This is a genomic window from Limnothrix sp. FACHB-1083 (assembly GCF_014696485.1).
Classification (GTDB): domain Bacteria; phylum Cyanobacteriota; class Cyanobacteriia; order CACIAM-69d; family CACIAM-69d; genus CACIAM-69d.
In genome coordinates, this window is the sequence record NZ_JACJQD010000018.1 from 1 (window position 1) to 12,325 (window position 12,325).

Below are 12,325 nucleotides of genomic sequence, written 5' to 3' on the forward strand. Positions count from 1 at the left end.
AGAGATTGGAGAACTGTATCGAAAGCGCTGGCAGATTGAGTTGCTATGGAAGTTCTTAAAGATGCATTTAAAATTAGATCAGCTCATTACGAAAAATCAAAATGGCGTAGCAATACAGATCTACATGGTCTTAATTGCTTATGCCATCTTGCAGTTAATAGAATTGCCGCAATTCTATAGTCAGACGCTACTAGATAAATTGCGATATTTGCAAGTTGTACTCGGTCGCTATGGCTCAATCAGTCATTGGAGCTATGATTTACTGCCAGAAACTCTTGTTGCCTAGAATATGAAGTTTTGTGTTTAGATTCAACACTTCTGCTCCCTCAGTAGATAAATGTCCGGATTTGTAGGGTAATACTAAGGAATCCCCAGCTTGGGAACTGATTGACGGGTGCAAAATCCAGAAGCCGATGCCTACCCTTTTTCACTCGCGACTGCAACGGAATTTGGTGAATTGGCTGAATGCTCATAGCGAAGCCTTTGAAGCAATCCAAGAATTGCGCTGCATCATTCCGCCCCATTCACCTGTGCCTGATATTTTGGCGATCGCCCACGATCGCCTCCCCAACCAAGACGGGTCATTTCATGGCGCACCGGACTGGTTAATCGAGATTCGATCGCCCAACCACAGCACCCTGACTCTACAAACCAAAATTTTGCACTGCCTTCAAAACGGCACTCAATCAGCCTGGTTAATCGACCTCGATCGCCAACAAGTTTGGGTCTGGGCAGGCGATGATTTACCGAACATTTACACCGGGGGCGATCGACTACCCATGCCGGGTTTCGATCTGAGCCTAACTGCCGCCGATATTTTTGCCCTTGCCCATCAACGCCGATAGGTGGTCATCCCCTTGGGAGAATCGCGCGATCGCTTTGCCCGGTTCTCCAGTTATTGACGCAGAATTTCCCGATCGCCCTTGCTAGACTGGGAATCACCAGCCGATCGCTCCCGCAAGATCTGAGGCAACCCTATGGCTCTGTTAACGCTGGAAATTTCCCTAGAGATTCTTTTAGAAGCGATTGCCCATTGGGATCGGCGCGATCGACTGCAACTGTGGCAATTTCTCAGTGACGATCTTTTCAGCAATGTTGAAACAGAAATCGATCAATCGCCCGCCGACGATCTCCGACAATCACTTCAAGAAATGCGATCAGGACAAACATTCCCCATCGAACAAATGTGGCTGGTCGTCGAAGCCAATTAACCAGCCATGTCAATCGAGGTTACACCCACCTTCACGCGAAAAGTTCGCACCCTGCTTAAGCGTTATCGAAATCTGCGCCAAGACTTACAGCCGATCCTGGATCAACTAGAACAGGGAAAACGTCCCGGTGATCGCCTCCAAGGCATGTCGCTTAACATCTTCAAAGTACGAATTAAAAACAGCGATATTGACAAGGGGAAAAGCGCTGGATATCGTCTGATTTATTACGCAGAACTGGCAGGACGAATTGTTCTATTAACGATTTACAGCAAAAGCGATCGTACAGATATTAGTTCACAAGAAATCCTTGAAATTCTTCGTGAATTTGATTCGCCCTAAAACAGCATCATGCACTTCGATGATCAGCAGCCTTAAAGATCATAGCTGTGATCCGAGTTTGATCAGGCGACCATAGCACTATGGTCGTGACCTATCACGGAGCGATCGCCCTTGCTAGACTAGGGACAAAGACAACATCGCCTCAACCGCCATGACATTAACCCAACTCGATCGCGCCACTGCCCAAATCTCGCACCTGGTATGGCGAGATCGACTGGTGTTGTTGTGGCGTGTCTTCAAAACGCTATTGCCCCTAACCAGGCAACATCACCCATCAACAGAACCACCGTCAGTTCCCCTAGTCACTCCCCCTGCTGCGGCCACACAATTGCTGAATCTGCATCATCTGTGCGAAGAAGAAGCCTATACCCTGGAGATTCCTGAGCGGCGCGATCGTCCCAGCGCGTTCGAGTAGTCTTAGACGATACTCTGTGACACCAACATTATCAGCGAATTTGCACGACCTCAGCCCAACCCAGGTGTTCTTTAGTGGGTTCAATACTATGGTCGTCACCGTTCCCCTCAATCGCATTACTTTGCGGCCCGGCAGCGCGATCGCGATCGCCGATCTCGACTGGGCAGCTTTCCAGCGGATTGCCGCCGAACTGGGGGACGATCGCCACACCCGCTTGACCTACTACCAAGGACAACTTGAAATCGTGTCGCCCCTTGCTCGCCATGAGCGCCCCCACCGGCTGATTGGCTACCTCGTGACGGCCCTACTCGATGCCCGCAATTTGGACTGGGAAGATTTTGGCTCGACCCGTTTTGAGCGCGAGAACCTGGCCGGTTTGGAACCCGACACCTGTTTCTATGTGGCCAATGCTGATCGCGTGCGCGACTGCCAAGGGCGGGTGGATGTAGACCAATACCCACCGCCGGACTTGGCGATTGAGGCCGATGTAACTTCCAAAACCTCCCTCGCGGCCTATGCAGCCCTGGGAGTGCCAGAGGTCTGGATTTATGCCGATGGCTTGCTCAAGATTTTTGTGCTAGATGCGGGACAGTACCAACCGCGCGATCGCGGTTTGCTGTTTCCCGATTTGGATCTACCGGCAATTGTGGCAGCTCAACTCGCCAAGGCCCAGGCGATCGGCAGCGCCCGCACCATTCGTGAGTTTCGCCAAAGTCTCCAGTAATTCTGCGGTCTTGTCCACTCGATGGGGGAGCGATCGCCCTTGCTAGACTGGGGTTGAGTTCCCTTAGTTTGCAGCGTTGCTCACCCCGATGGTTGCTCTGCCCGATCGCCTCTCCGTTGCTGATTACCTCGCCCTAGAAGCCGTGAGCATCACCAAGCATGAGTATTGGGATGGCTATCTGGTGGCGATGGCTGGGGCGAGCGATGCCCATGTGGCGATCGTGGGGAATCTGTTTGCGGCGCTGTTGGGGCATATTGCGTCACCCTGTCGGCTCTATATGACCGATATGCGTCTGCAAATTGTCCACAAAAATCGCTATTTTTATCCGGATCTGTTGGTGACTTGTGACCCCAGAGATACGGTCATTACGCCTGAAAATAATTACGCCAAACAGTTTCCAACCTTAATTGTTGAAGTGCTGTCAGACACCACGGAACTGCGCGATCGCGGTAGCAAGTTTTTTGACTATCAGCAAATCGAAAGCCTCCAAGAATATGCCCTGATTAACACCAGTTGCCAGCGCGTTGAATGCTTTCGCCGCAGCACGGGGGATGATTGGGTGCTGACTACTTACAGTCCCGATCGCGCCGATCAGTTTCAGTTGAAATCCGTTGATTTCACAGGAACCTTGACGCAGCTTTATCGCAATGCAATCGCCCTGCCTAGTCATCCTTCATTAGACACCAGCCCACCCGATCGCCCTTAGTCGCCATCACCGTCACTATCTCCTATGGTGGTTTTGTCCACTCGATGGGGGAGCGATCGCCCTTGCTTGGTCTGCTGGCCCCCGCTTTTGCAACGATTAAAGGCTTTTATTAAAGATTGAATGAAGGATTGTCTGAAAAAAGGTTTTTAGTTGATTGAATTAAAGGTTTTGTGAAAAGTAGACTCAAAAACGACTAATTTGGTAGATATTTTTTAGGTTTTAATTGATACATCAAAGCTTATTTATCTCCGGATCTATCGATATAATCAATGCAGGGTGACAGTCATTGAATTGTCTTCATCTTGATATTCCCCCCATAGATCCATGAAGCTTCTTAAAACGGCTCTGAGCTTGACTGCGATTGTCACTTCTTCAGTGGCCACCTGCTCGGCAGTTTCTGCACCAGCCCAAGCCTATCGAATGTTTTTAGGCGAAGATTTAAATTCAAATCCTTGGGTTCCGGCTGCCAATCTCACCAACTCTCAGGCAGCGGAAGCCGCTTTTTTGTCAAATTTGACTGGTGTGGGCACTGAGACCTTTGAAAGTCAAATCACCGGTACTAACAATCTTCTGAATGTGTCATTTCCCGGAGCTGGAACCGCAACACTCTCGGGAAATGGTCGAATTTCAAGCGTGCCCGTAGGCTGGACAAATGGCGTTGGTCGCTATGCCGTTTCCGGGACTCAATTTTGGGAAGTGGACGCTGGGGGGCGCTTCACAATCAATTTCAGTCAGCAGGTAGGAGCTTTTGGGTTTTATGGGGTTGATATTGGTGATTTTGGTGGCCAATTAACCCTGACTTTGGCGGGCGCGTCCACCACAAAACAGGTGACGGTTAATAACACGATCGGCTCGTCAGGCAGTACGGATGGTTCTGTGCTGTTTTTTGGCATTATTGCGGAAACCATGGAGGAGGCTTTCAGTAGCGTTTCCTTCAGCATGTCAACGGGTCAAGGCGATGTTTTTGCCTTTGACAACATGACGGTGGGCGGTCTGTCTCAGGTCAAGACTCCGGAGCCATCCCCTCAGCCCAGTCCTGAGCCAACTCCTGAGCCGACTCCGGAACCCAGTCCCGAACCCACTGTGACTCCGGAACCCAGCCCTAGCCCAACCCCCAGCCCCTCCGCAACGCCTACGCCGCAACCCACACAGCCTACGGATCCGGTGTCAGTGCCGGAGCCGGGATCGATCGGGGCGTTGTTGGTGGTGGGGGCGATGGGAGTCCTGGGGCTGCGTCGTCGCCGCGCTGACTAGGCTGATTAATAGGCACACCGAAGCTGTGCCACGGGATCACCGATCGGGGAGATCGCAGGAAATCTAAAGAAGCACCTGCAAGAGATCGAGAGGAATCGGAGACAATGCCAAGCTGGAAAGATTCCCAGCTCGGGTTTCTGCCGCTTGGTTCTCTCTTCCTTCAGTGGGTTAAAACCATGACCGATCGACCTGCGCTGCTGATTCGGAACGCTCGCATCCTGTTGCCTGACGGAGATTTCCTGCAAGGCGATGTGTGGATCGAAGGCGATCAGATTCGGCAGGTGGCTCCTGAAATCTCCCCCGACCTGATCGGGCCGATCGCCTGTGAAATTGACGCAACGGGCTTGACTCTGTTGCCGGGCGCGATCGACCCCCAAGTTCATTTCCGCGAACCGGGCTTAGAGCATAAAGAGGATCTCCGAACCGCCAGCCATGCCTGCGCCAAGGGCGGTGTTACCTCCTTTTTGGAGATGCCGAACACCAAGCCCCTAACCACTACTCAAGCCACGCTGCAAGACAAGCTCGATCGCGCGGCGAGTAAGTGCGTGGTCAACTATGGCTTTTTCATTGGAGCGACTGCCGATCGGTTGCCGGATTTGATCACGGCGAACCCCGTTTGCGGCATCAAGATCTTTATGGGGTCTATGCATGGCCCCTTGTTGGTGGATGAGGAGCCAATCCTCGATCAAATTTTTGCGATGGGGCAACAGCCGGGACAAACGGGCTATGGGCGCTTAATTGCTGTCCATGCCGAAAACCAAGATCGGATTCGTCAGCGCCGGGAGCAATTTGCGGGCATTACCGATCCGGCCATCCATTCCCAAATTCAAGACAACCAAGCCGCGCTGGAGGCCACACAACTGGCCCTCAAGCTGGCGCGGAAGCATCGTCGTCGGCTGCACATCCTGCACATGTCTACGGGTGATGAGGCGAACCTGATGCGTCAGGACAAGCCCGAATGGGTGACCTGTGAAGTTACCCCCCAACATTTGCTGCTGGATGTGAGTGCTTACGAAACGATCGGCACTTTTGCGCAAATGAATCCCCCCCTGCGATCGCCCGAAGATTGCGCAATTTTGTGGCAAGCCCTGTTGGATGGAGTCATTGACTTCATTGCCACTGACCACGCCCCCCACACCCTGGAAGAAAAGGCGCAACCCTATCCCAACAGTCCCAGCGGAATGCCGGGGGTGCAAACCTCCTTGCCCCTGATGCTGACCCAAGCGGCGGCGGGGCGCTGCACGGTGGCTCAAGTGGCCCGGTGGATGTCAACCAATGTGGCGAAGGGGTTTGGCATTCCCAACAAGGGGGCGATCGCTCCCGGATTAGATGCGGACTTGGTGTTGGTGGATCTCGATAACTACCGTCCGGTGCTGCGGGAGGACATGCTGTCCAAATGTGGTTGGAGTCCCTTTGAGGGTTGGAATCTCACGGGTTGGCCGGTTTACACGATCGTGGGCGGTCAGGTGGCCTATGAAAACGGCCAGGTTAATGAATCGGTGCGTGGTCGGGCCTTGAGGTTTGAACCGACGGTGTAGGGCTGATCGTTAACTCGCCTAAAACCCTCACGTCACTGCTGGCAGATCGTGACAAATCGTGGCAGATCGCGACAGATTGTGAATGATAAGGGGCTTCGGCCCCTTGTTCCGGCGATTGGGTCATGGACAATCAACCCTAGAAGCACCTAGGGCGTGGGGCGGCCCAGAAACCATTCCAACCGCAGGGCCGTTTGGTCATCGTCGGGGGCAAATTGGCTCAGGGGTTCTTGGCGGCCCAGATTCGATCGCAACTGGGTGGCCGCCCAACTGCTGGGCCGAGTGCGATCGCCCTGGCGACCAAATAGCCATAGGTTCGATCGCCCGCTGTCTTCGGTGCTGATTCCTTGGGCATAGCGAGCCTGCTGCTCGGTTTTGGCCCCAGCACTCAGCAACAACACGGATTCCCCTTCGGGCCCGTAGTAGACTTCCAAGCCGTCTCCTGGATCCACGATTGGCGGGATTTCTTCGGGGCCCCCTAGCCCATATTCCACCCATTGCTGGCAAGTGGCTAGCTCACTGTAGGGCAACTCAAGCTGCGCCAACATGGGCAAAATGGCCGCGCGATCGCACTCCAAACCGCCCGCCACCGTCAAATCTTGGGCCTTGCCCTCGGGGAGCGGTGGCGTTTGGCTGGCCACACGCTGGGCCAGCACCAGCACCAACAACCCCGTCAACAAAGCAATGGCGCTCGATCGCGGCCAGGTTTTTCTCAGCCAGGTTCCTTCACCCCCAACTTTCCCGGTGTTGATTGGCGGCTGGTGTTGCATGAGGTGTTGCATGATCCGATCCATCATCCCTGCCCTCCTACGAACCTGAATGGCTCTCGGATGCGGGTTCGATCGCCCGGTCTATGGCCAGAAAGCGGGAACCCGCAAGCGCATTGGTCTCCATGAATGGGGAGGGGCCGGTTGGAGGTGTGTGAAGCGATCAACCCGAAACCAACCCCATTCCTTTTGATCCTAAAGATCACGAGGCACGGTGGTTTCGAGTGTGACGCGATCGATATTGAACGTTATGCAACGCCATCAGTTGCAACGCCATGTAACACTTCCCACCCTGAATTGGTCACAGAATTTCAGGGCTATTTTGACTGGTTTTGAAGCCTGTTTTTAAAGCCCTCCACCCTGCTTTTCATGGTCTCCAAACCAGCCATTTACTAGGGAACCTGAACCACCGTTTGGGCTTCAACCCGTTGACCATTGGCATACAAATCCTTGTGGTCATTTGTATTCAAGGTCACCTGGATTTGGTTACTGCCACTCGGCAGAGATTCCAAGTAATACCAGTTGCTGTAGAGCCGGGTGAGTTTGCGCCCGTTGAGGTATAGGTGCGCGTGACCTTGGTTCCAAGCACCGGGTTGGTTAATTTGCTCCGGGGCAAACCGGAAGTTTTGAACCGTAAGTTGCAGGTTCCAACCCTGTTTGGGATCCGGCAATACGGAAAGACTGACGGTGGGGATTGGCTGACCAGCAGGAATATCAAAGCGACCGTGCTGATGCTCGCCGCCGTGACCGCTGCCATTGTGGGGGCTGTGCGGGCTGGCTGAAGGACTGGCCGGGGGGCTGGATTGGTGATGGTGATGATTGCCATCGGCCCGGGCGGGCTGGTAAATCGATTGGGCGATCGGGCTGAGGAGCGTCACCGCCAGAGTTAAGCCAACCGATCGCAAGGCAACAGGAGAACGAAATAACTTCAGTGGCATAGCAGGCGAAGGGTAGTTTGGGGATTCAGAGGAAATCGTGAACCGGTGACCAACCTTCTCAAAGGGGACGGCGGGGTAAGGCGCGCACAACTGGACAACTCAGCAAACAACCCAACTAACGACCCACCCAACAGCTCAACGCATTCATTCAGCGCATTCATTCAGCGCAATGATTCAGCGCGTGAACAAACTAAGCAACGGGCGGTCTAACTAGCAGCTTTAGCCGATCGCTACGGAACTGCTCTGCTGGAGTTGGCGCAGGGCCGTTAGGGCCGTTTGCAAAGCCCCCCAATCGCCGCAGTCATAGAAACAACGGACAGCACATTCCAAGTCATGAATCGCCGCTTGATGGCAATGCATTTGTTGGTGAAGCTGACTGCGGGCCATGTAGGACAGGCCGTTCATGGGAGCCAGGGCGATCGCCCGGTCAAAACTGCCGATCGCTTCCGTGGAATGACCCAGGGCTTGTAGCACCAAACCGCGCAGATGAAAGCCATTGGCTTGTTGGGGGCCGTAGCGCAAACTGCGATCGAGATCAGCTAGGGCTTGGGGCCGATCGCCCTGATCCAGCCAGGTCATCGCCCGGTCGTAATACACCTGAGCGAGGCGATCGAGTGATTCGTGGCCGAATTGCAGAATGGCTCGGTTGAAATCTTCAATCGCCTCGCGCCCCTGCTGTTGTTCAGCCATCACCAGCCCGTGGTTATACCAAGCGCGTCCATCCAAGGGATGTTGATGCAGCACCGTTTCAAAATCCTGGGTGGCGGCGGCCCGGTTTTGTTGCCCGCGATAGGCCAAACCACGGTTCAGGTATGCATCCCAAAGCTGGGGGTTGAGTTCCAGCGCCGTTGTGCAGTCCCCGATCGCAGCCGCCCAGTCAGCGATCGCCAGCCAGGTCAGACAGCGGTTGTGGTGGGCCCGGGCTTGCCGGTGGGCATCCGGGGTCTGATCGGCAGCGATCGCGAAGGCCGCTAGCGCATCTGCGTAATCACCACGGCTAAAAGCTGATGCACCCAGCGCCATCGGGTCTTGCGGACTAGAAACCGGGACGCTAGCAGTCAGTCGGGATGACCAATAGGTAGTAGCTGCGAGGCCCCAAACAACCACGCTCAGCAGCAGCGCGATCGCCCAGCGCCCGGTTCGATCGGGTTCGGACATAGGGTCAGAAGCCTGTTGAATGACCGAAAGGCAATTCAACACTCGGGTTCAATTGGGTGGGTTAGCCAGCGAGAACAGCGCCAGGGCTGCCCAGCGCTCAAAACCGGTCAAGGCATCTGTGGAGGAATGTTGCCTTGACCGGCTTCCATGACTTACCAACCGGCTTCCGACTTGGACAGCACGAAGGATGCCACATCTTGAATACCGTCTGCCGTCAGCTTGCCCTTGAAGGCCGGCATCGCACCTTTACCGTTGGTGACCTGCTTCACGATCGCCTCGATCGAGTTCATGCCGTATTTTTCCAAGGCATCCTTCTTCAGGGTCTTGTCTGCCATCACCACGTTACGGCCACCCGCATGACAAGCGGCGCAGTTGGCGCTAAAAATTTTGGCTCCATTGGCCACATCAGCCGCATGGGCAGCACCAGCAAAGCTCAACCAAGCAGCAACCAGAGCGATCGCCCAAGATACAAACCGTTTCATTGTCCTTGATCCTGTCAGTCAGTACTGAAGCCATGAAATGCTTCAGACCCATTTAGTCCAGATCTGTCCAAGACTGTCAAGCCCAGTATCAGTCAAGGTTTGGCAATGGTTTGCAATAATTTTTTAAAATGGTCGATCGAGCAATGGTCAAGCGGCGTAGAGGGTTTTAATCCACTCCCATTCCTGCTCAAGACCCTTGCGAATCGTGACTTGAGGGTCATAGCCCAAAAGATTGCGAGCCTTGGTCACGTCGGCGGAGGTGTGGCGAGCATCCCCGATCGCCCGATCCTGATAATCACGCGCGATCGGGTGACCCACAATCGCCTCCATTTGCTCCAGCACCTCCGTCAACACCACGCGACTGCCGCCACCGATATTGAAAATTTCCCCGATCGCCGCTGGAACCACCGCCGCCGCCAAATTCGCCGCCACCGCATCGCTGACATAGGTAAAGTCGCGGGTCTGTTGCCCATCGCCATAAATGGGAATGGCCTGATGGGCGATCGCCGCCTTAAAAAACTTGTGAAACGCCATATCCGGCCGCTGTCGGGGCCCATAAACCGTGAAGTAGCGCAGGGCCACAAACGGCACCCCAAAATTGTTGCAATAGAGCCGCCCGAGCTGTTCGGCCGCTAATTTCGTGATCCCGTAGGGCGACACGGGCTTGGGACAGACCAACTCACTGGTGGGAAAGGTTTCCGCATCGCCATAGATGGACGACGTGGACGCATAGACCAACCGTTGCAAATTCGGGGCCTGCTTCGCGGCTTCCAAAAGGCGCTGGGTCGCCGTGATGTTGCGATCGGTGTAGTCCTGGAACCCAGTCCCCCAACTGGCCCGCACCCCCGCCTGGGCCGCCTGGTGATAGACCACATCCGCTTCCGCCAGCAGAGGGGCCCAGTCAATGGCTCGCAAATCCACCTCCAGCAGTTGGAATTGGCCATGATCCAACAGGGGCGCAACGTTTTGCCGCTTGAGGGCCGGGTCGTAATAGTCATTAAAGTGATCAATGCCAATGACCCGATCGCCTCGCAGTAACAGCGTTTCCGCCAGGTGGGAGCCAATGAAGCCGGCCGCGCCGGTCACGATGCTGGTAGTCATGGGGAGTTCAGAAATCGCCGTTTTGCAATAGTTGAGGGGAAATTGGCGCGATCGCCCGATCACTGGTCTAGGTTTAGCCCAAGTTTTGGCCCAGCGCCTAGCCCAGTCTAGGAAGTTTTGCACCCAAACGTGGAAACAACCAACCCGGAAATGGTCGTTGATGATTGGCGATCGACCGCGATTGAGTCGAAATTGGACAAGATCCAGCCTCCCAGCGGGGATCGGTGGTGAGAGGAGCGGACGTGCGATATTCTGAGATACTGGCTCCTGGCCGAGTTCTGTTCACAACTGCGGGTTAAAGATTCTGTGAAGGTTTTAGTGGTTGGCAATGGTGGCCGTGAACACACGATCGCCCACATGTTGTTGAAGTCGGAACAGGTGGAGCGGGTCTTTTGTATTCCCGGAAATGGGGGAACGGCCCTGAATCCCCGTTGCCAAAACTTTGCCTTCGCTGCAACTGATTTTGAAGCGATCGCCCGCGTTGCCCAAACCCAAGGGGTCTCCCTGGTGGTGGTGGGCCCCGAAGCACCTTTGGCCGTCGGGATTGTGGACTTTTTGCGCGGGCGACAAATTCCCGTGTTTGGCCCCACCCAAGCGGGGGCCCAAATCGAAGCAAGCAAGTCCTGGGCCAAGACGCTCATGGCCGAAGCGGGTGTGCCCACGGCCCAATCCGCCACCTTTACGGAGCTGGCCCCCGCCCGCGACTATTTGCAGCAGACCGGGGCCCCGATCGTGGTGAAGGCCGATGGTCTGGCGGCGGGCAAGGGTGTAACCGTGGCCATGACCCTGGATGAGGCACTCAAGGCGGTGGAGTCTATTTTTGGCGGCCAATTCGGCTCCGCTGGCTCCAGCGTGGTAATCGAAGAATTTATGGAAGGGCGGGAAGTATCCGTCCTGGCCCTGACCGATGGCAAAGCCGTGCGCCCTCTGATTCCAGCCCAAGACCATAAACGGATTGGCGAGGGAGACACCGGCCCCAACACGGGCGGCATGGGAACCTATGCCCCGGCTCCCTTGGTTACGCCGGATCTGATGGCGCGCATTGAGACGGAAGTGTTGCAGCCCACGGTGCGGGCCCTGGCGGCGCGCGGCATTGATTACCGAGGGGTTTTGTACGCGGGGTTGATGATCACGCCTGAGGGGGATCCCAAGGTGGTGGAATTTAACTGCCGTTTTGGTGACCCGGAAACCCAGGTGGTGTTGCCGCTGCTGGAAACGCCGCTCCATGAGCTGATGTTGGCCTGTGTGGAACAGCGGCTGGCCCAGTTTCCCCCGATCGCCTGGAAATCGGGCGTGGCCGGCTGTGTGGTGGTGGCAGCCCAGGGCTATCCGGGCAGTTTTGCCAAAGGCACTCCGATCGCGGGCTTAGCAGAGGCGGAAGCGGTGGGGGCCATGGTGTTTCATGCGGGAACGCGGCTGGTGCGATCGAGCGGCAACACCGATCGACTGGTCAGCGATGGAGGGCGCGTCCTAGGGGTCACGGCGATCGGGGCAGATTTTGACGAAGCCTTCGGAACCGTCTACCGGGCGATCGAGGCCATTGACTACACCGAAAAAACCTATCGTCGCGACATTGGCTATCAAGTGCGCCAACAACCTTGGGAAGCCCTGCCCTTGCCCGGTGCGATCGCCGCCAGTGACCCTATGCCCACCGAAGCCCCTTAAGATCGAATCAATCTGCACGCTCCCCGAGAC

The 12,325-nt window shown here is 55.3% G+C and carries 16 protein-coding genes; 11 read left to right on the plus strand and 5 right to left on the minus strand.

Annotated features, from left to right (window positions below; genetic code table 11):
- The 9 genes from H6F46_RS17375 to H6F46_RS17415 form a co-directional block, all read left to right on the plus strand.
- Positions 1–286, plus strand: a 286-nt coding sequence (locus tag H6F46_RS17375; RefSeq protein WP_242027764.1) for a transposase, incomplete at its 5' end; no start/stop codon positions are given.
- A 127-nt stretch (positions 287–413) separates the two neighbouring features.
- A complete protein-coding gene (locus tag H6F46_RS17380; RefSeq protein WP_242028022.1) occupies positions 414–845 on the plus strand; it encodes a Uma2 family endonuclease in 432 nt (143 codons plus the stop codon).
- A 132-nt stretch (positions 846–977) separates the two neighbouring features.
- Positions 978–1,211, plus strand: a complete 234-nt coding sequence (locus tag H6F46_RS17385; protein WP_190356061.1) for a hypothetical protein — start codon at positions 978–980, stop codon at positions 1,209–1,211.
- 6 nt (positions 1,212–1,217) lie between these two features.
- Positions 1,218–1,550: a type II toxin-antitoxin system RelE/ParE family toxin gene (locus H6F46_RS17390; RefSeq protein ID WP_190356062.1), complete on the plus strand. Its 333-nt coding sequence runs from the start codon at positions 1,218–1,220 to the stop codon at positions 1,548–1,550.
- Positions 1,551–1,701: 151 nt separating this feature from the next.
- Positions 1,702–1,965 (plus strand): hypothetical protein, encoded by a 264-nt coding sequence (locus H6F46_RS17395; RefSeq protein ID WP_190356063.1) that lies wholly within the window; start codon positions 1,702–1,704, stop codon positions 1,963–1,965.
- Positions 1,966–2,053: 88 nt separating this feature from the next.
- Entirely contained in the window at positions 2,054–2,689 is a 636-nt protein-coding gene (locus H6F46_RS17400; protein ID WP_190356064.1) for a Uma2 family endonuclease, read from the plus strand.
- An 88-nt stretch (positions 2,690–2,777) separates the two neighbouring features.
- Complete coding sequence (locus tag H6F46_RS17405; RefSeq protein WP_190356065.1) at positions 2,778–3,395, plus strand: Uma2 family endonuclease; 618 nt, start codon at positions 2,778–2,780, stop codon at positions 3,393–3,395.
- Positions 3,396–3,719: 324 nt separating this feature from the next.
- Complete coding sequence (locus H6F46_RS17410; RefSeq protein ID WP_199291644.1) at positions 3,720–4,649, plus strand: PEP-CTERM sorting domain-containing protein; 930 nt, start codon at positions 3,720–3,722, stop codon at positions 4,647–4,649.
- 176 nt (positions 4,650–4,825) lie between these two features.
- A complete protein-coding gene (locus H6F46_RS17415) occupies positions 4,826–6,187 on the plus strand; it encodes a dihydroorotase (protein ID WP_190356066.1) in 1,362 nt (453 codons plus the stop codon).
- 146 nt (positions 6,188–6,333) lie between these two features.
- Here H6F46_RS17415 and H6F46_RS17420 read toward each other — a convergent pair whose 3' ends face one another.
- Positions 6,334–6,966, minus strand: a complete 633-nt coding sequence (locus H6F46_RS17420) for a hypothetical protein (protein WP_190356067.1) — start codon at positions 6,964–6,966, stop codon at positions 6,334–6,336.
- Between the two features lie 37 nt (positions 6,967–7,003).
- Here H6F46_RS17420 and H6F46_RS17425 point away from each other — a divergent pair, with 37 nt between their 5' ends.
- Positions 7,004–7,144 (plus strand): hypothetical protein, encoded by a 141-nt coding sequence (locus H6F46_RS17425; protein ID WP_190356068.1) that lies wholly within the window; start codon positions 7,004–7,006, stop codon positions 7,142–7,144.
- Between the two features lie 199 nt (positions 7,145–7,343).
- On the opposite strand, the gene H6F46_RS17430 is transcribed toward H6F46_RS17425, so the two are convergent.
- The 4 genes from H6F46_RS17430 to H6F46_RS17445 form a co-directional block, all read right to left on the minus strand.
- Entirely contained in the window at positions 7,344–7,889 is a 546-nt protein-coding gene (locus H6F46_RS17430; protein WP_190356069.1) for a hypothetical protein, read from the minus strand.
- Between the two features lie 219 nt (positions 7,890–8,108).
- Positions 8,109–9,047, minus strand: a complete 939-nt coding sequence (locus H6F46_RS17435; RefSeq protein ID WP_190356070.1) for a tetratricopeptide repeat protein — start codon at positions 9,045–9,047, stop codon at positions 8,109–8,111.
- A gap of 152 nt (positions 9,048–9,199) precedes the next feature.
- On the minus strand, positions 9,200–9,529 hold the full coding sequence (gene petJ / locus H6F46_RS17440) for a cytochrome c6 PetJ (RefSeq protein ID WP_099534730.1): 330 nt from the start codon (positions 9,527–9,529) through the stop codon (positions 9,200–9,202).
- Positions 9,530–9,676: 147 nt separating this feature from the next.
- Positions 9,677–10,630 carry an NAD-dependent epimerase/dehydratase family protein gene (locus H6F46_RS17445; RefSeq protein ID WP_190356071.1) on the minus strand — a complete coding sequence of 318 codons (954 nt, stop codon included), beginning with the start codon at positions 10,628–10,630 and terminating at the stop codon, positions 9,677–9,679.
- Between the two features lie 306 nt (positions 10,631–10,936).
- Between H6F46_RS17445 and purD the strand changes: the two genes are divergently transcribed.
- Positions 10,937–12,295 (plus strand): phosphoribosylamine--glycine ligase, encoded by a 1,359-nt coding sequence (gene purD, locus H6F46_RS17450; protein WP_190356072.1) that lies wholly within the window; start codon positions 10,937–10,939, stop codon positions 12,293–12,295.
- The last annotated feature ends 30 nt before the right edge of the window (positions 12,296–12,325 follow it).